Genomic DNA, 18,057 nt, shown 5'->3' on the forward strand with positions numbered 1-18,057 from the left:
TCACTCCTTCGTGATCTCGAAGTTGAAGACGTTCGTGTCGAAGTGGTTGTACTGCTCGTAGTCCACCAGGTCGTACAGGTCGGCGCGGTGCTGCATCTCGTCGAGCTTCGAGGTGAGGTGCCCCTCGTCGACGAGCGTGTCGAGTGCCCGGCCGGCCGCGCCCATCGCGATGCGCAGCAGCGACACCGGCCAGATGACGATGTTCACACCCACGTCGCGGAGCTGGTCGACCGTGAACAGGTCGGACTTGCCGAACTCGGTCATGTTGGCGAGGATCGGCACGTCCACCGCCGCCCGGATCGCGGCGAACTCGTCGAGCGTGCGCATGGCCTCGGGGAAGATCGCATCAGCCCCCGCGTCGACGAGCGCCTTGGCACGGTCGACGGCCGCATCCAGCCCCTCCACGGCGCGCACGTCGGTGCGGGCCATGATGAGGAAGTTCCCGTCGCGGCGGGCGTCGACCGCGGCACGGATGCGCTTGGTCGCGGTGCCGAGGTCGACGACGGCCTTGCCGTCCAGGTGCCCGCAGCGCTTCGGGTTCACCTGGTCCTCGATGTGCATGCCGGCGATCCCGGCGTCCTCGAGGGTCTGCACCGTGCGTGCGACGTTCATGGGCTCGCCGAAACCGGTGTCGGCGTCGATGAGGGCCGGCAGCTCGGTCATCCGCGCGATCTGCTGACCGCGCCCGGCGACCTCGCTGAGCGTCGTGAGGCCGATGTCGGGGAGCCCGAGGTCGGCGGAGAGCACGGCGCCGGAGATGTAGACGCCCTCGAAGCCCTTCCGCTCGATGAGCCGCGCCGACAGCGGGTTGAACGCGCCGGGGAACCGGAGCAGCTCACCGGAGGCGAGCCGCTCACGGAACAGGCGGCGCTTCTCGTGCGCCGGGGTGCCGCTGTACAGCATCAGAACAGCCCCTTCGGCGCGGGCGCGGTGGCGAGCACACCGGGCTTCGCGACGATCGTGAGCTGCCGCACCTCGTCGGCGGTGAGCTCGGGCAGGCGCTCGGCGAGTGCGAGGAACCGCTCGATCTCCTCCGCCGTGAGCACGGGCTCGGCCAGGATGCGGAACTTGCGGATGTAGTCCTCGCGGGCGAACGGCCGGGCCCCGAGCGGATGCGCGTCCGCGACGGCGATCTCCTCGACCAGGGTGGAGCCGTCGGCGAGGGTGATCTCCGCGCGACCGCCGAACGCCTTCTCGTCCGGGTCCTCGGAGTGGTACCGGCGGGTCCACTCCGGGTCCTCGGCGGTGGTGATCTTCTGCCACAGCGCGACGGTGTCCTCGCGGCCGGCGCGCTCGGGGGCGTACGAGTCGACGTGGTGCCAGGTGCCGTCCTGCAGCGCGACCGCGAAGATGTACGGGATCGAGTGGTCGAGCGTCTCGCGCGAGGCCTGCGGGTCGTACTTCTGCGGGTCGTTCGCGCCGGAGCCGATCACGTAGTGCGTGTGGTGGCTGGTGTGCAGCACGATCGAGGTCACGTTCGCCGGGTCGGTGAGTTCCGGGTGCTCGCCGTGGAGCTTCCGGGCCAGGTCGATCCACGCCTGGGCCTGGTATTCGGCCGAGTGCTCCTTCGTGTAGGAGTCGAGGATCGCGCGCTTGGGCTCGCCGGGGGCGGGCAGCGGCACGTCGTACGAGGTGTCCTTGCCGTCCAGCATCCAGGCGACGACGCCGTCCTCGCCCTCGTAGATGGGGCTCGGGCTGGTCTCGCCGCGCATCGCGCGGTCGACCGCTTCGACGGCCATCTTGCCGGCGAAGGCGGGGGCGTGCGCCTTCCAGGTGGAGATCTCGCCCTTGCGCGACTGACGGGTGGCGGTGGTCGTGTGCAGCGCCTGCCCGACGGCCTGGTAGATGGTCTCCGGGTCGAGACCGAGGAGCGTGCCGATGCCGGCCGCGGCCGACGGGCCGAGGTGGGCGACGTGGTCGATCTTGTGCTTGTGCAGCGAGATCGCGCGCACGAGGTCCATCTGGATCTCGTACCCGGTGGCGATGCCGCGGACGAGCGCGGCGCCGTCTGCGCCGACGTGCTGCGCGACCGCGACGATCGGCGGGATGTTGTCGCCCGGGTGGGAGTACTCGGCGGCGAGGAACGTGTCGTGGTAGTCGAGTTCGCGGACCGCGACGCCGTTCGCCCACGCCGCCCATTCCGGGCTGCTGCGGCGCTCCAGGGCGCAGCCGAAGACCGTCGCGCCGTCGCCGGAGACCGAGACGGGGTGGTCGAGCGCCTGCTGGCGGGCTGCGCTCACCGGACGCCGGGTGAGGGATGCGGCGGCGACGGAGGCGTTGTCGATGACGCGGTTGATGATCATGTCGACCACCTCGGGCTCGACGTCGACCGGGTCGGCGGCGACCTCCGCGATCTTCCACGCGAGCTGGTCCTCGCGGGCCAGGTTCTCTTCGCTCCGGTGGACGCGGAGGTGGTGGGTGACGGTCATGCTGCTCCTTCGGATGTGTCCGACGACGCATCCAGGGAGTCCAGGATGCTCGTCAGGGCGTTGTGCAGGTGCACGTGCGTGGCGTGGGACGCCAGGTCTGCGTCGCCCGCGGCGATGGCCGCGGCGATGAGTCGATGTTCGCCGACCGAGGCGGCGAGCCGCTCGGGCTTGTGGCGGGCGAGTCGGCGCACCCGCACGAGGTGGGTGCGGACGGTGCGCAGCGCCCCGGTGAGGTAGTCGTTGGCGACGGCGCGGTCGAGTTCCGCGTCGAACCTGGCGATGAGACCGTAGTAGGCCTCACGGGCCTGTTCCCCGACGACGGATGCGGCGGCGAACTCCGCCGCGAGTTCGGCGAAGGCGGCGCGGTCGCCGCGCCCGGCGGCGAGGCGCGCCGCCGTCTCCTCGAGGGCGCGTCGGAGTTCGAACAGGGCCACGATGTCGTCGCCGTCGATGGGGGCGACGACCGTGACGCGGGGGGACTGCTGCTGCACGAGGCCGTCGGCCGCCAACCGTGCGATCGCCTCCCGGAGCGGGGTGCGGCTGACACCGAGGCGCGCGGCCTGCTCGGTCTCGCCGAGCACCGTCCCGGCCGCGAGCGCACCGGATTGGATCTCGGCGAGCAGGGCGCGGTAGGCCCGGTCGCTGGCGCGCATCCTTGCCCCCTCGTGTCTCGCCCGTCGCGGTCAGTGTATACACAAACCCGACGGCGAGGCGAGTTGTCCCGGCCGCCCGCGCTTCAGCGTATACAGCGCGTCAGCCGGTCGTGCCCTCGAAGAGGCTGGGCAGCGGCAAGACCCGTGGCTCAGTCCGCGACCTCGCCCGCCGGCGGCCGGAGCGTCGTGCGCGCGAGTCGCGCCACGATGAAGCCGCCCGCCGGTGCCGACTCGTCGACGGGGGCGACGGCGCGGCCGGCCGCCCGTTCGCGGGCGAGCGCGGCGGTCCGGATGCGGACGGCCAGCGCGGCGACGTCGTCCGGCAGCCGTGCCGCCAGCTCGGCCAGCACGCGGGCCTCCCCCGCGCGCACCTGCGGGGCGACGTCGAGCGTCGCCGTGGGCAGGGCCGCGTTGAGGGCGTTCGCCCCCTCTGGGTCGCGCCGGCGGCAGACCGCGAGCGCGATGAGCGAGGCGGCGGCGATGACGAGCGCGACGCCGCCGGACACCGCGACGGCGGGCTCGCCCTCCGCGACCCCCGCCGCGGTGGCGAGCGCGACGAGCACCGTCGCGGCCGTCTCGTTGCGGAAGGTCAGCCGGTGCCGCGGCCGGAACCGCGTCCCGAGGAGCGCGGCGAGGTCGCACCCGCCGGCGAGCGCGAGGAGCAGCGCGGCGACCCACCCCGGCGCCGGCGCGACGCCGAGGGCGATCGCGGCGCCGAACGCCGCGGCGAGCAGCTGCGGCACGCACAGCAGCACGGTCCAGCCGCGCAGCGGGTTGCGGTTCCCGAACCGTTCGCGGAGGAGCCGCGCGACGGCCGGGCGCACGGCGTCCCCCACCACGCGGGCGGCATGCCAGGCGTCGAGCGCGAGGGCCTCACGGTCCAGCACGGTGAACACGGCGAGTTCGACGTCCTCCGGCTCGACCGTCCTGGTGGGGCGGGAGCGGAGCCGGTGCTCGACGGCCGCGAGGTACCGCTCGAGGTCGGGCGTTGCGCCGGTCATGCCTGTGCGAGCGCCCGTTCGAGGGCGTCGACCGCCGGGCGCTGCCCCTTCACGAGGCGTTCGCGCGCAGCATCCGGGGTCGTCCATTCGACCCGGTCGACCTCCGGGAACGTGGCGCGCTTGCCCGACCGGGGCGGCCACTCCATCTCGAACTCGCCGAACGCGACGTGCTCGAGCGGGAGCGCGGCGCCGTCGGCCACGAAGACCGTGACGCGTTTGCCCGAGGAGTACGGGAAGGTCCCGAGCTCCGCGAAGGGCCCCTCGGGCGGGTCGATGCCGAGCTCCTCGCGGAACTCGCGGGTCGCCGCTTCCAGGGCCGATTCGGTGTCGGGGTCGAACTCCCCTTTGGGGACGGACCACGCACCGGCCTCCTTGTTCGCCCAGTAGGGCCCGCCCATGTGGGCGATGAGCAGCTCGAGGCGGGTGCCGTCGAGCCGGTACAGGAGGAGGCCGGCGCTGTGGATCATGCGTTCGGGCGGGTCTTCGGCGACACCTCGTACGTCTTCTCCGGATCGGTCACCGCGACCGGCAGGAGCGCCTCGTCGATGGCCGCCATGGTGTCGGCGTCGAGGACGAGGCCGGACGCCTTGACGGTGTCGTCGAGCTGCTCGGGACGCGACGCCCCGACGAGCGCGGCGGAGACGTTGGGGTTCTGCAGCACCCACGCGATCGCGAGCTGCGGCAGGCTGAGCCCCGCCTGCTCGGCGACCGGCTTGAGCTTCTGCACGGCCTCGAGCACCTCGTCGCGCAGCAGGCGCTTGATGAACGCGGCGCCGCTCTTCTCGTCGGTGGCGCGGGAGCCCTCCGGCAGCGGCTGCCCGGGCAGGTACTTGCCCGACAGCACGCCCTGCGCCATCGGCGACCACACGATCTGCGAGATGCCCAGCTCCTCGCTGGTGGGGACGACCTTGCCCTCGATGACGCGCCACAGGGCCGAGTACTGCGGCTGGTTGGAGACGAGCTGGAACCCGAGGTCGGTGGCGAGGGCGTGACCGGCGCGGAGCTGCTCCGCCGTCCACTCGGACACGCCGATGTAGAGGGCCTTGCCCTGGCGGACGATGTCGGCGAACGCCTGCATCGTCTCCTCGAGCGGCGTCTCGTAGTCGTAGCGGTGGGCCTGGTACAGGTCGACGTAGTCGACGCCGAGGCGGCGGAGCGACCCGTTGATGCCGTCGAAGATGTGCTTGCGCGAGAGTCCGGCGTCGTTCGGTCCCATCGGGCCGATGGGCCAGTACACCTTGGTGAAGATCTCGAGCGACTCGCGGCGCTGCCCCTTCAGCGCCTCGCCGAGCACCTCCTCCGCGGCGGTGTTCGCGTACGTGTCGGCCGTGTCGAAGCTCGTGATGCCGAGGTCGAGCGCGCGGTGGACCGTCTTGATCGCCTGCTCGTTGCCGACCTGCGACGCGTGGGTGATCCAGTTGCCGTAGGTGATCTCCGAGACCTTGAACCCGCTGTTGCCGAGATACCGATAGTTGACCATCCCCCAACGCTAGCGGCGCCGGTGGACACCCGGGCCGGGCTTGCGGGGACGGTCAGCGGCCGTCGCGCCGGCGGACGAACGCGACACGCAGGCTCCGCAGGAGCAGCAGCAGCCCGCCGAGGCCGACGACGCCGCCGAGGAACGCGAAGACGGGCACCTCCGGCGTCAGCTGCGGGCCGCCGCCGGTCACCGTGAGGAACACGGCGACGAGGATGAGCGCGATCCCGACGAGCGTCGTGGTGACGCGTCCGACCAGGGTCTCGACCCAGGAGCGCTCGCCCCGGTCGTCGAACGTGCGCAGCCGCACCTGCAGCGTCCCGTCCTCCAGCTGCTGTGTGATGGTGCCGATGCGGCGCGGCAGACGCCGCAGCTGTTCGGCGAAGAGCGCCGCGTGCGTCTGCGCGGACAGCGCGAGCGACTGCGCGGACCCGATCTCACGCGCGAAGTGCGGCGAGCGGGCGAGGGCGCGGCCGACCATGTCGTAGCCGGGGACGAGCCGCCGCAGCGATCCTTCGAGCGAGGCGAGGGTGCGGAAGACGAGCAGCAGCGCCGGCGGCAGCGCGAGCCGGTGCCGCCGCATGACGTCGACGAGTGCGCGGAAGACGTTCTCGTCGACCCGGGTGTTGTGCACGCGGGTGAGGATGACGCCGATGTCGTGCTGCAGCGACGCCTGGTCGATGACGCCGTCCTGCGGCGGCGCGACGAGCATGAGCACGACGTCGGTGGCGCTGACGTCGTCCTCGTTGGCCATCGCGACCAGCAGCGGCAGCAGCATCCGGCGCATGCTCTTCTCGAGCACGCCGACCGAGCCGAAGTCGATGAGCGTCACCGAGCCGTCGTCGCCGAGCATGAGGTTGCCGGGGTGCAGGTCGGCATGGAAGACGCCTCGCACCGCGATCTGCTCGAACACCGCGTCGAGCACGCCGTCGGCGATGCGGCGCGCCTCGTCCGGGTCGAGGGATGCGGGATCCACCCGCGTGAACGGCACGCCCTCCGCGCGCTCCTGCACGAGCATCTGCGCCGTCGTGTACTGCGGGTACACCTTCGGCACACGCAGCGCGAGCCCGCCGGAACGTTCCGCAGCGCCGCGGAGCATCTCGGTGTTGGCCGCCTCGACCCGGTAGTCGAGCTCCTCGCGCAGGGCCCGGCTGAACTCGGTGGCGAGCGCCACCGTGCCGTAGTCGCGCCCCCAGGCGGTGTGCCGCTCGGCGTCGCGGGCGAGCCGCTCCACGATGTCGAGGTCGGTGGCCACCTGGGCGCGGGCGCTCGGCCGTTGGATCTTCACGACGACCCGCTCCCCCGTGTGCAGGGTCGCCGCGTGCACCTGGGCGACGGATGCGGCGGCCAGCGGCCGCTCGTCGATCTCGGCGAACGCCCGCTCGATCGGGGTGCCCAGCTGCGCCTCGATCGCGGCCTTCGCCTCGGGCCACGGGATGGGCACGGTCTCCATCTGCAGTGTGGCGAGGGAGCGGATGAGTTCAGGCGGCAGCAGGTCGTCGCGGGCGGAGAGCACCTGGCCGATCTTGATGAAGGTGACGCCCGCGTCGTTGATGGCCGACACGAGCGCGGCGGGCAGTTCGTCGGCGTCGCCGCTGTGCCGCCGACGGTAGGCCACGAGGCCGTGGCGGGACGCGATGGACACGATCTGCGCGTAGCGGCGCGCGCGGTCGCGGCGGCGGAACGCGTCGCGGATCATCGTCACCGGGTTCACCGCCGGACGGGTGGGCCAGAGCACCTCGAGCGCCACGAGGACGATGACGACGATCGCGAAGATCCAGCCGAGGGTGAGCGCGAGGAAGACGATCGCGAGCGGTTCGTCGACCACCAGCCGGCCGTCTTCCATGACCCCGGCATGCTGCAGGGCCCAGGACGCGACCGGGCTCAGCGCCAGGAACACCACGGCCGCAGTGAGCACCGACCGGATCCAGCCCACGGGGGTCTCCAGCAGCCGGCGGCTGCTCCAGCCCGCGACGAGCGAGAACACGGCGATGACCGCCACCGACCAGACGAAGATCCCGATGTCCACGACCGCCCCCGTTTCGCGGTCTCCCCGACCGCACCGCCCAGGCTATCGGCGGCATCCGCCCGGGCAAACGCCGGCCCCGCCGCATCCCCTCCACCCGCGCGGGTCGCCGCCGCCCCGCCGCATCCCGCTCGCCCGGATCAGGTGATTCGGCTGAATCAGGCCGTTCTCGCGCCGATTCGGCCTGTCCTCGCCGAATCACCTGATTCGGATGCGGGGGGGCGGTGCGCCGCACGCGGGGGTGCCCCCGCATCCCGCTCGCCCGAATCAGGTGATTCGGCTGAATCAGGCCGTTCCCGCGTCGATTCGGCCTGTTCTCGCCGAATCACCTGATCCGGACGCGGGATGACCGGGGCGGCCGGGTCGGGTCAGACGGCGGTGTACCCGCCGTCGACGGTGAACTGCGCCGCGTTCACGAACGACGCCCGGTCGCTCAGCAGGTACAGCACGAGGTCGGCGACCTCCTCGGCCGTGCCGAGTCGCCCGGCGGGGTGCTTCTCGACGAGCGCTGCCTTGGCCTCGGCCGGCATCGCGTCGAGCAACGGCGTCTCGATGTAGCCGGGATGCACCGAGTTGATCCGCACGCCCTGCCCGGCGTAGGCGGCACCGGAGGCCTTCGTCATGCCCGCGACCCCGTGCTTCGCCGTCGTGTACGGCGCCGCGGTCGGTTCGCCGACGAGGCCGAGGATGGACGAGACGTTGACGATCGCGCCGCCGCCGGCCGCGAGGACCGCCGGGATCTCGTACCGCATCCCGTAGAACACCGAGTCGAGGTTGACGCCCATGAGGGTGCGGTACGCGGCGAACCCGTCGCTGTCGTCGTAGTCGCCGAGGAACCCCTGCGGCCCGCCGATGCCGGCGTTGTTGACCGCGAGGTGCAGCCCGCCGAACGTGTCGACCGCGGCGGCGACCGCATCCTTCAGCGACGCGGGGTCGGAGACGTCGGCGCCGATCGCGAGCCCGCTCGCGCCCCGGCCCTCGGCCTCGTCCACGACGGCCTGTGCGGCGTCCTTGCGGAGGTCCACCACGACGACGTCCGCCCCCTCCTCGGCGAGCGCGAGGGCGACGGCCTTGCCGATGCCCGAGGCGCCGCCGGTGACGAGCGCGACCTTGCCGCTGAACTGTCCGGTCATGGGATGACTCCTCTCCGGGCGCCCGCCGGGTGCGGGCACCGGGTCCGAGTCCACGTCGCCCGGCGGCATCCGGCCAGCCCCTGGCGCATCACGCGCACAACCGATACCGGATCAGGTGATTCGGCGGACGCAGGCCGTACGCACCCCGGTTCGGCCTGCGTCCGCCGAAACACCTGATTCGGATGCGGGGCACCGGGGACGCGGCACACCGGGGGTGCGGGGCGCCGGGATGCGGGGCACCGGGATGCGGCACACCGGGATGCGGCGCGCCACGGCTGCGAGGCGCCGCACCCGGACGGCCACGGACGGCAGACCGCGAACGGGTCAGGCGGTGGCGGTCGCCGCGGCGGCCGCCTCGTCCTCGGTGGTGGCGACGAGCTGGCCGCAGGCGCCGTCGATCTCCTTGCCGCGGGTGTCGCGGAGGGTCGTCGGGATGCCGGCGTCGTTGAGCCGGCGGACGAACTCGTTCTGCACGTCGGGCTCGGACGAGGTCCACACGGAGCCCGGCGTCGGGTTCAGCGGGATGGGGTTCACGTGCACCCAGCCGCGACCGCGCGCGTTCAGCTTCTCGGCGAGCAGGTCGGCGCGCCAGGCGTGGTCGTTCATGTCCTTGATGAGCGCGTACTCGATCGAGACGCGGCGACCGGTCTTGTCGAAGTAGGCGCGGGCGGCGTCGAGCGCCTCGTCGACCTTCCAGCGCGAGTTCACCGGGATGAGCTCGTCGCGCAGGTGGTCGTCAGGCGCGTGCAGCGACAGCGCGAACGTGACCGGGATGTCCTCGTCGGCGAGCTTGCGGATCGCCGGGACCAGGCCGACCGTCGACACCGTGATGCCGCGGGCGCTCATGCCGAGGCCGTGCTTCTTGTCGGTCATCACGCGCACCGCGTGCATGACCCGCGCGTAGTTCGCGAGCGGCTCGCCCATGCCCATGAAGACGATGTTCGTGACCCGCTCGTCGGGGTGCCCGACCTTGCGGGGGTCGCCGAGGCCGCCGTCGCGGATGAGCCGGTTCGCGCGCACGACCTGCTCGACGATCTCGGCCGCCGACATGTTGCGGGTGAGCCCGGCCTGGCCGGTCGCGCAGAACGGGCAGTTCATGCCGCATCCGGCCTGGCTCGAGACGCAGAGCGTGATGCGGCCGGGGTAGCGCATGAGCACCGACTCGACGAGGGCGCCGTCGTGCAGCTTCCAGAGGAACTTGATCGTGTCGCCGCGGTCGGTCTCCAGGCGCCGCACCTCGGTGAGCAGCGGCGGCAGCATCCCGGCGACGAGCTCGTCGCGGCTGCCGGCGGGCAGGTCGGTCATCTCGGCCGGGTCGGACGTGTAGTGCGTGAAGAAGTGCTTCTCGAGCTGGCCGGCGCGGAAGCCGGGCAGGCCCAGCTCCTTGACCTTCTCGACCCGCGCCTCGGGGGTGAGGTCGGCGAGGTGCACCGGCGGCTTGCCGCGCTTGGGGCTCGCGAACTGCAGCAGCGGCCGCCCCTCGGCATCCTTCGCCTGCGACCACCCCTCGGTCCGGGGGCGCACCTGACGGGGTTTCGTGGTGCGCACGGGCGAGGAGTCGGTCATGCCTTCAAGGGTACGCGAGCGGCCTGGACGGATGCCGGGCGCTCACAGCGGCAGCAGCAGGTACACCGCACCGAGCACGGTGAGCAGGATCACGAGCCGTTCGAATAGGGTCTGGTCGATCCGCCGGGCGATCCGCCGGCCGACGAACGCGGCGGCGACCACGACGGGCGTGAGCACGGCGACGATGAGCAGTCCGGGCCCGGTGATCATGCCGAGCCCGATGAGGAACGGCACCTTCGCCACGTTCACCACCGCGAAGAACCACGCGCTCGTGCCGAGGAACGCGAGCACCGGGAACCGCATCGACAGGAAGTACATCGACATGACCGGCCCCGCCGCGTTCGCGACCATCGTGGTGAACCCGCCGAGCCCGCCGTACACTGCACCCGCCACCCGATGCGGACGATCGTCGGATGCGGCCGGCTTCGCCCTGCGGCGCCACAGCGTGAATCCGACCACGGCGAGCAGCAGGATGCCGATGGCCCGGCGGACGAGGTCGTCGCCGGCGAACGCGAGGAACACGACCCCCAGCAGCATCCCGACCGCCACCGCCGGGATGAGGCGGACGAGCGTCCGCACGTCGGCCTCCCGCCGGTACGCCCACAGCGCGAACACGTCGCCCACGATCAGCAGCAGCAGGATCGTGCCGGTGGACTGCTTCGCCGGCAGGACCGCGGCGAACAGCGCCACCGCGACGGTGCCCGCGCCGGGGAGCGCGGCCTTGGACAGCCCGATGACGACGGCGGCGAGGGCGAGCAGCACCCAGCCGAGCGCGGTCAGCTCCGGCATCGTCGGGAAGGGGTTCGCACCATCCCACCGTAGGGGTTCCGTGCCACGTCAAGTCCCCGCCGCGGTGCGCCGGGGGCCGCTAGCGTGCTGCCCGTGAACGACGTGCGCATCCGCCCCATCGAGCCTGAGGACGCCGGCGAGGTGCTGACCCTGCAACGGGCGGCGTTCGTCTCCGAGGCGCAGATCTACGGCGACGTGGACATGCCGGTGTTCACGCAGACCCTGGACGAGGTGCGCGGCGAGCTCGAGGACAACCTCGGCTGCGTCGCCGTCCTCGGTCACCGCATCGTCGGCGCGGCGCGGGCCAAGGCCGACGGCGGGCTCCTCCTCATCGGCCGCATCGCGATCGCGCCCGACCAGCAGGGCGAGGGCATCGGATCGCTGCTGCTCGCGGCGCTCGAGGAGCGCGGCCGCGACGCCGGCTGCACCGAGGCGGAGCTCTTCACCGGGTCGCTCAGCGAAGCGAACCTCCGCCTCTACGAACGGGAGGGGTACCGCGAGAGCGAGCGGGTGCCCGGCGAGGGCAGCGACCAGGTGTTCCTGCGCAAGCGCCTGGGCTGACGCCCGGGTTGCCCGAACCCGCCGCGCACGCGCCTGGACCGACTCAGGCGGTCGCCTCGTCGGTGACGATCGAGGCCCGCTCGCGCCACGTGCGGGCCTTCACCCGGTCGAGCGCGACCTGCCGCCGCATGGCGTCGGCCTTCTCGTACAGCGACGGGTCGCCCCAGCTCGTCAGCACCTTCACGAGCACCGGCAGCAGCTCGATCATGAAGAACAGCGCCGCGATGAGCCAGTGCGCCCACGCGAGGGCGGGTTCGCGCTCCGACAGCCGGGCGAGCGCACCCAGCTGGCTCAGCATCCCCATGGCGCCGGCGTTCGTGTCGGCGACCGTCGCCGCCCGGGCGTTGTAGGCCGCGAGCGCCGCGTCGTACTGGTCGCGGGCCGCGGGCAGCTGGTCCTGCGCCTGCGCCTTGTTGCGCTCGGCCGCACCGGCCGCGGCCTCGGTGCCCTCCGCGTTCGCTGCGGCGAGGCCGGAGGTCGCGGTGGACAGCTCGGCGGCGATGCCGTCGTACGTGGCCTGCGCCTGGGTCAGCTGCGACTGGGCGGCCTGGAGGCTGGCACCCTGACCGGGCACACCCGTGCAGCCCGGGACGGTGCCCGCGCCCTCACCGGTGAGCTCGCACTGGTAGACCGCCCGCGCCTGGTCGATGACGGCCTGCTGCGCGGCGAGCTGTTCGGTGAGCTGGTCGATGTTCGCCTGCGCGGCGGCGGATGCGGCGGACGTACTGGAGGTGCCGGCGACGATGCCCGTCGCCGCCTGGTTCTCGAGCTCGGTGACGCGCTCGGCGGCGGCGTCGAGCGCCTGCTTCTCGGGGCCGTTCGCGACGGCCTCCTGGTCGGACTGCGCCTGTGCGACGTTCACAGTCGTGACCTCGCGCGCGATGTCGTTCTGGAAGATCTGCAGTACGAGCGGCTCGGCGACGACGATGCCGATGAGCGCCGCCATGATCACGCGGGGGAACGCCAGTCCGAGGAGGCGCCAGAGGTTCCGGGTCGAGCGCATCGTCGAGGTGAGGAACCGGTCGAGGTTGAAGATGATGAGCGCCCACACGAGGGCGAGGGGCACCGCGATCCAGACCGCGACGCGCACGCCCGTGATGAGGGCGAAGAACATGGAGATCGCAGAGACCAGGGCGGTGCCGACGAGCACGAAGAACATCTGCACGAACCGGGAGGTCTCCACCGGCACGTCGTCGAGCACCTCGCCGTCGGCGCCGCCGAGGATCGCGAGCCGGCGTGACAGCGGCATCCGGCGACGCGGCCGGCGGGTGCGCGCGGCGCGGGTGCGGGGCTCGGGCTGCGGCTCGTCGACCGGCTCCGGGGCGGCCTGCGCGTCCGCGTCGGAGGTGGGGTCGGCGACGTCGACGGGCCCGGACTCGGGGCCGTCGGTCCCGGTCTCGTCGAGGACGTCGCTGAGGTACAGCGGCTCCTCTTCCTGCGGCTGCTCCACGGTGAATCGACCGTCGGCGCCGAACCGGCCGGGGCGATGGACGGAGAACGACATCCTTCAAGGCTAGGACGGGGCACCTGTGCGCCCGGTGGACGACGCCCCTGCCCGCGGTGTGAGCGGGACCACCGACCGCCGCCGTGCATGTCCCGCATCCCGCCGCCCCCGCCCCGTGCATGCACCGCATCCCACCGCCCCAGCCCGAGCGCATGCGCCGCATCCCGCCGCCGGCCCCCGAGCACAACTGCGGAGATCGTCGCCGACACGCCGACCGCGGATGCGGTGCACCCGGCGTGTCCGGCATGGACTCCGCAGTTGTGCACGCCGCGGCAGGCGGGTCAGGCGGCCTGTGCGACCTCGAGGACCGCGCGGCGACGCGAGCGGGCGGCGCCCACCACGAGGAGCAGCACGCCTGCGAGCACCCAGACCGCGAGGGTCAGCCCGGCGGTGAGGCCGCCGGCCCAACCGAAGTAGGCGGCGGAGCGGACGAGGGTGCCCGAAGCCCCCGGGGGCAGCAGCTGCCCGATGAGACCGAGGCCGGTCGGCAGCCACGCACCCGTGGTCGAGATGCCGGCGAGCGGGTTGCCGACGAACATCATCACCATCGCGCCGATCGTGAACCCCTTGCCGCCGAAGAGCTCCTGCAGTCCCGCGAGGGGCAGTGCGAGGCCGGCGATGCCGAGGGCCATGGCGGCGGCGACGGGCCAGAACGCGCTCGCGGCGATGCTGCCGAAGAGGAACGCGAGCACGGCCGCGACCGCCACGCCGCCGACCGCGGCGAACGTGACGATACCGGCGACCGCCCACCCGAGGCTCTTGGCGAACACCTTGCGGAAGGCGACGGCGGGCACGATGCCGCCGAACACGAGCGGGAACGCCAGCCCGCCGATGCCGACGCCGGACGGGTCGGTCTCCGGCAGCGGCACGACGTCGGTCACGCTCGCCTCGACACCGGTGGCGGCGGCGAGCGCCTCCCCGGTCGCGGTCACGGTCGCCGAGATGACGGCGGAGCCGGCGCTCGCGACGAGCGTGTGCACGCCGTCCTGGTCGACGACGACGCCGCCGACGACGTCGCGGTCCTGAATGGCGCTGCGCAGCGCCCCCTCGGACGCGAAGGACTCGGTCGTGTACGCACCGGGCGCTGCGGACTCGAGGCCGGTCTCGACCTGCTCGACGACCGCCGGGGCGCCGACGACGCCGAGCGGCAGGCCATGGGGGCCGCTCTTCAGCGACGGCATGATGAACACCAGCAGCAGCACCACGAGGATGACGCCGAGCCCGGCGGTCAGCCCCGCGAGCATGACCCAGCGCGGCGGCGTCCGCCGGGCGGATGCGGCGGCGGGCTCCGCAGGGGTGGTCTCGGTGGTGGTGGTCATGCCGTGCTCCCGGATCAAAGTGGAGGTTGTTCCTCCGATTATACGGAGGACTTTCCTCCACTTAAGCTGGGAGTCGCCGCCGCATCCGTTTTCGGGGCACCATGGGTGGCACCACGAGAGGGGGATCCATGCGCGCGGATGCCGTACGCCGACGCGAGACGATCGTCCGCGAGGCACGCTCCCTCTTCGCCGCGCACGGCGCGGGCATCGCCCTCGAGGCCGTGGCCGAAGCGAGCGGGGTCGGGATCGCGACGCTCTACCGCAACTTCTCCTCGCGTGCCGAGCTCGCGGACGCGGTCGCACTCGCGATCCTCGCCGACATCCACGACGCGGCGGCGACGCAGCTCGGGCGGTTCGACGACGACCCCGACGCCGCGTGGCACGGGTTCCTCGAGCGCCTCGTCGAACTAGACCTGGGCGCACTCACGGACGCGCTCGCGCACCACATCGCGGAGGGCGCGCTCTCACCCGAGGTCCGGGCCGCGCAGGACCGCGCGCTCGCGCGCGTGTCGATGCTCCTCACCGCCGCGCGCAGCAGCGGGCTCGTGCGGGTCGACCTCGACGCGCTCGAGCTCGTCGTCGCGGTCGGCATGCTCACCCGGCCGCAGCCGCAGGCCGTGCAGGAGGCCGCACCGCGCCTCGTCCCCCGCCTCATGGCGATCCTGGAGGCGGGCCTGCGCGCCTGAGACGCGAGCGCGCAGGTCAGTCGAGGAAGATGTCGGGGAAGAGCTCAGAGTCGGGGGTGCCGGGCACGGCGGCGTACCGCGAGAAGTCCGTGACGCCGACGGACTCGAGCACGTCCTCCACCACGAGCGTGTGGCCGGTGTACTCCCGCGACGGCTGCGTCACGACCTCGTACGCGGCGTCGGCGTAGATCTCCGGCGTGCGGCTGGCCCGCATCATCCGCTCGCCGCCGAGGGAGTACTGCACCGCGGCGGTGGCGATCGTGGTGCGCGGCCACAGGGTGTTCGCGGCGATGCCGGCCTCGGCGAACTCGGCGGCGAGCCCGAGCGTCACCATCGTCATGCCGTACTTCGCGAGCGTGTACCCGGTGTGCGCGCCGAGCCACCGCGGTGAGAGGTTCAGCGGCGGCGACAGCGACAGGATGTGCGGGTTGGCAGAGTGCCGCAGCGCCGGCAGCGCCGCGCGGGAGAGCAGGAAGGTGCCGCGCACGTTGACGTCCTGCATGAGGTCGTACTTCTTCGTGCTGAGCTCGCCCGACCCGGAGAGGTCGATGACGCTGGCGTTGTTCACGACGACGTCGATGCCGCCGAACTCGCCCTGCGTCTTCAGCACGGCCTCGGTGATGGCGTCCTCGTCGCGCACGTCGCCGACGATCGGCAGTGCCCGGCCGCCCGCCTCCTCGATCTGCGCGGCGGCGGTGAACACGGTGCCCTCGAGCTTCGGATGCGGGGTGCCGGTCTTGGCGAGCAGGGCGATGTTCGCGCCGTCCCGCGCCGCACGCAGGGCGATCGCGAGGCCGATCCCGCGGCTGCCGCCGGAGATCAGCAGGGTCTTGCCGGACAGGGGTGCCTCGATGCTCATGCCTGCTCCTTCGGTCGGCGGGATGCTGCGGCGAACGCGGCGACCCGCGTCTTCGCCTCGGGACCGTCGAAGGCGGCGCCGATGGACCGCGCCTCCTCCGCCAGCTGGTCGGCGAACACCCGGTCGGCGCTCGACCGGATGAGTCGCTTGGCCTGACCGTACGCCCCGGCGGCGCCGGCGAGCCAGAACCGCGCGACCTCGGCCGCCCGGGCGCGGACCGCATCCGCGATGGCGTCCGGGTCGTCGCCGGGCACGACCTCGGCGACGAGTCCCCAGGCGAGCGCCTCGTCGGCGGTGAGCATCCGGTCCTGCAGCACGAGCTGCAGGGCGCGACGCTCCCCGACGGCGCGGGCGAGGTGGGCCGAGACCGACAGGTCGGGGGTGAGGCCGATGTTCGCGTAGAGGCTGCCGATGCGCGAGTCGGCCCCGACGATCGCGTAGTCGCTGGTGAGGAGGATGCCGAGTCCCCCGCCGGCGGTCGTGCCGTGGGCTGCGGCGACGACCGGGATCGACGATTCGGCGAGCGCCCGGATGCCGGTGTTGATCACCTGCGCGAGCCGGTGGATGTCCGCACCGGACTCCATCCGCTCGGCCATGGCCCGCACGTCGCCGCCGGCGCAGAACGCCCGGCCCGCCGCATCCAGCAGGATCGCGCCGACGTCGTCCCGCGTGGTGGCGTCGACGGTGACCCGCGCCCACTCGTGGGCGAGCACGTCGTCGAAGGCGTTGAGGCTGGCGGGCCGGTTGAGGGTGATGTGCGCGAGGCCGTCCTCGACCCGGTAGCGGATGGGGTCGCTCACCGCGGCGCCATCCGGATCGCACCGTCGAGGCGGATGGTCTCACCGTTCAGGTACCCGTTGCGGACGATCTCGAGCACCAGCGACGCGTACTCTTCGGGGCGGCCGAGCCGCTGCGGGTAGGGCACCTGCTGACCGAGGGAGTCCTGCGCGGCCTGCGGCAGACCCTTCAGCATCGGGGTCTCCATGATGCCGGGGGCGATCGTGGCGACGCGGATGCCGTGGCGGGCGAGCTCGCGGGCGATGGGGAGCGTCATGGCGTGCACGCCGCCCTTCGAGGCGGAGTAGGCGGGCTGGCCGATCTGCCCGTCGAACGCGGCGACGCTGGCGGTGTTCACGATGACGCCGCGGTCACCGTCGGCGGTGGGCTCGGTGCGGGCGATGGCCGCGGCCGCCTGCGAGATGACGTTGTACGTGCCGACGAGGTTCACCTTCACGAGCTTCTCGAAATCGGCGAGCGGCGTGGGGTTGCCCTCGCGGTCGAGCACCTTGGCCGGCGGGGCGATGCCGGCGCAGTTGACCACGACCCGCAGCGGCCCGGCGGTCGCCGCCTGGGCGACGGCCTCGGCGACCTGGTCGGGGCTGGTGACGTCGGCGGGGAAGAACGACCCGCCGAGCTCGGCGGCGCGCTCGGCACCCGGCGAGGAGGGGAGGTCCACGATCGTGACGATCGCGCCGGCTGCGGCGAGGGCTGCGGCGGTGGCGTGCCCGAGGCCGCTCGCACCTCCGGTGACGAGGGCTGAGGCTCCCGTGATGTCCATGCGTTCTCCTTCGAATCTCGGCATCCGGTGTCAGCATACGGGGCACTCAGTGCCGCACGGGAGCGGGGTACCGGACGACCGTGGACCGGGGCAGGATGAGCACGTGGCCCACCCCTTCATGGCGGATCCGGACGATCCGGCCCTCCACCGGGTCCGTGCGCTGTGCCTCGCCTACCCGGGCGCGTGGGAGCGGGTGAGCCATGGCCGCCCGAACTTCGCCACCGCCCGCACGTTCTGCTGGTTCGGCGGCAGTCGCCGGGTGGACGGGACGTGGGAGGGACACGACTCGGCCGTGCTGGTGCGCCCGGATGCGGACGACGAACCGGCGCTCCGGCAGGATCCGCGGTTCTGGGTGCCCGCGTACCTCGGCCCGCACGGCTGGCTGGGGCTGGACCTCGACACCGGCACGGACTGGGACGAGGTCGCAGAGCTCATCGACGCCTCGTACCGGGCGACGGCGCCGGCCCGGCTGCTGCGGGAGCTCGACGGGTGAACC

The 18,057-nt window shown here is 72.7% G+C and carries 18 protein-coding genes; 3 read left to right on the plus strand and 15 right to left on the minus strand.

What is annotated here, in order from left to right; genetic code table 11:
* From prpB to ACWAUO_RS02755, 10 genes are all read right to left on the minus strand, one after another.
* On the minus strand, positions 1-903 hold the full coding sequence (gene prpB, locus ACWAUO_RS02710) for a methylisocitrate lyase (RefSeq protein WP_460772833.1): 903 nt from the start codon (positions 901-903) through the stop codon (positions 1-3).
* The gene (locus ACWAUO_RS02715) at positions 903-2,429 is read right to left on the minus strand and encodes an MmgE/PrpD family protein (RefSeq protein ID WP_460772835.1); all 1,527 of its coding nucleotides are present in this window, start codon (positions 2,427-2,429) and stop codon (positions 903-905) included. The genes prpB and ACWAUO_RS02715 overlap by 1 nt, the downstream gene beginning before the upstream one ends.
* On the minus strand, positions 2,426-3,082 hold the full coding sequence (locus tag ACWAUO_RS02720; protein WP_460772837.1) for a GntR family transcriptional regulator: 657 nt from the start codon (positions 3,080-3,082) through the stop codon (positions 2,426-2,428). Before ACWAUO_RS02720 ends, ACWAUO_RS02715 begins: the two co-directional genes overlap by 4 nt.
* A 149-nt stretch (positions 3,083-3,231) precedes the next feature.
* On the minus strand, positions 3,232-4,083 hold the full coding sequence (locus ACWAUO_RS02725) for a hypothetical protein (RefSeq protein ID WP_460772838.1): 852 nt from the start codon (positions 4,081-4,083) through the stop codon (positions 3,232-3,234).
* Entirely contained in the window at positions 4,080-4,550 is a 471-nt protein-coding gene (locus ACWAUO_RS02730) for an NUDIX domain-containing protein (RefSeq protein WP_460772840.1), read from the minus strand. The genes ACWAUO_RS02725 and ACWAUO_RS02730 overlap by 4 nt, the downstream gene beginning before the upstream one ends.
* A complete protein-coding gene (locus tag ACWAUO_RS02735; RefSeq protein ID WP_460772842.1) occupies positions 4,547-5,563 on the minus strand; it encodes an aldo/keto reductase family protein in 1,017 nt (338 codons plus the stop codon). The genes ACWAUO_RS02730 and ACWAUO_RS02735 overlap by 4 nt, the downstream gene beginning before the upstream one ends.
* A 52-nt stretch (positions 5,564-5,615) precedes the next feature.
* Positions 5,616-7,589 (minus strand): ABC1 kinase family protein, encoded by a 1,974-nt coding sequence (locus ACWAUO_RS02740; RefSeq protein WP_460772843.1) that lies wholly within the window; start codon positions 7,587-7,589, stop codon positions 5,616-5,618.
* Between the two features lie 365 nt (positions 7,590-7,954).
* The gene (locus ACWAUO_RS02745; RefSeq protein ID WP_460772845.1) at positions 7,955-8,719 is read right to left on the minus strand and encodes an SDR family NAD(P)-dependent oxidoreductase; all 765 of its coding nucleotides are present in this window, start codon (positions 8,717-8,719) and stop codon (positions 7,955-7,957) included.
* Positions 8,720-9,043: 324 nt separating this feature from the next.
* On the minus strand, positions 9,044-10,285 hold the full coding sequence (gene rlmN / locus ACWAUO_RS02750; RefSeq protein ID WP_460772847.1) for a dual-specificity RNA methyltransferase RlmN: 1,242 nt from the start codon (positions 10,283-10,285) through the stop codon (positions 9,044-9,046).
* Between the two features lie 42 nt (positions 10,286-10,327).
* Positions 10,328-11,074 (minus strand): sulfite exporter TauE/SafE family protein, encoded by a 747-nt coding sequence (locus ACWAUO_RS02755; protein ID WP_460772849.1) that lies wholly within the window; start codon positions 11,072-11,074, stop codon positions 10,328-10,330.
* A gap of 93 nt (positions 11,075-11,167) precedes the next feature.
* On the opposite strand from ACWAUO_RS02755, the gene ACWAUO_RS02760 reads away from it, so the two are divergent.
* On the plus strand, positions 11,168-11,635 hold the full coding sequence (locus tag ACWAUO_RS02760; RefSeq protein WP_460772851.1) for a GNAT family N-acetyltransferase: 468 nt from the start codon (positions 11,168-11,170) through the stop codon (positions 11,633-11,635).
* Between the two features lie 43 nt (positions 11,636-11,678).
* Here ACWAUO_RS02760 and ACWAUO_RS02765 read toward each other — a convergent pair whose 3' ends face one another.
* Positions 11,679-13,139 carry a DUF4407 domain-containing protein gene (locus ACWAUO_RS02765; protein ID WP_460772853.1) on the minus strand — a complete coding sequence of 487 codons (1,461 nt, stop codon included), beginning with the start codon at positions 13,137-13,139 and terminating at the stop codon, positions 11,679-11,681.
* 281 nt (positions 13,140-13,420) lie between these two features.
* Positions 13,421-14,458, minus strand: a complete 1,038-nt coding sequence (locus tag ACWAUO_RS02770; RefSeq protein ID WP_460772854.1) for a hypothetical protein — start codon at positions 14,456-14,458, stop codon at positions 13,421-13,423.
* Between the two features lie 128 nt (positions 14,459-14,586).
* On the opposite strand from ACWAUO_RS02770, the gene ACWAUO_RS02775 reads away from it, so the two are divergent.
* Positions 14,587-15,144: a TetR/AcrR family transcriptional regulator gene (locus ACWAUO_RS02775; protein WP_460772856.1), complete on the plus strand. Its 558-nt coding sequence runs from the start codon at positions 14,587-14,589 to the stop codon at positions 15,142-15,144.
* A 16-nt stretch (positions 15,145-15,160) separates the two neighbouring features.
* Here the strand turns inward: ACWAUO_RS02775 and ACWAUO_RS02780 are convergent, their stop codons facing one another.
* Genes ACWAUO_RS02780 through ACWAUO_RS02790 form a run of 3 tightly spaced genes read right to left on the minus strand, consistent with a single transcriptional unit; the run spans position 15,161 to position 17,561 of the window.
* The gene (locus ACWAUO_RS02780; RefSeq protein WP_460772858.1) at positions 15,161-16,003 is read right to left on the minus strand and encodes an SDR family oxidoreductase; all 843 of its coding nucleotides are present in this window, start codon (positions 16,001-16,003) and stop codon (positions 15,161-15,163) included.
* Positions 16,000-16,803: an enoyl-CoA hydratase/isomerase family protein gene (locus ACWAUO_RS02785; RefSeq protein ID WP_460772859.1), complete on the minus strand. Its 804-nt coding sequence runs from the start codon at positions 16,801-16,803 to the stop codon at positions 16,000-16,002. The genes ACWAUO_RS02780 and ACWAUO_RS02785 overlap by 4 nt, the downstream gene beginning before the upstream one ends.
* On the minus strand, positions 16,800-17,561 hold the full coding sequence (locus ACWAUO_RS02790; protein ID WP_460772861.1) for an SDR family NAD(P)-dependent oxidoreductase: 762 nt from the start codon (positions 17,559-17,561) through the stop codon (positions 16,800-16,802). The genes ACWAUO_RS02785 and ACWAUO_RS02790 overlap by 4 nt, the downstream gene beginning before the upstream one ends.
* A 103-nt stretch (positions 17,562-17,664) precedes the next feature.
* Here ACWAUO_RS02790 and ACWAUO_RS02795 point away from each other — a divergent pair, with 103 nt between their 5' ends.
* Positions 17,665-18,054 carry an MmcQ/YjbR family DNA-binding protein gene (locus ACWAUO_RS02795; RefSeq protein ID WP_460772863.1) on the plus strand — a complete coding sequence of 130 codons (390 nt, stop codon included), beginning with the start codon at positions 17,665-17,667 and terminating at the stop codon, positions 18,052-18,054.
* The last annotated feature ends 3 nt before the right edge of the window (positions 18,055-18,057 follow it).

Source organism: Microbacterium sp. GXF7504 (assembly GCF_054798235.1).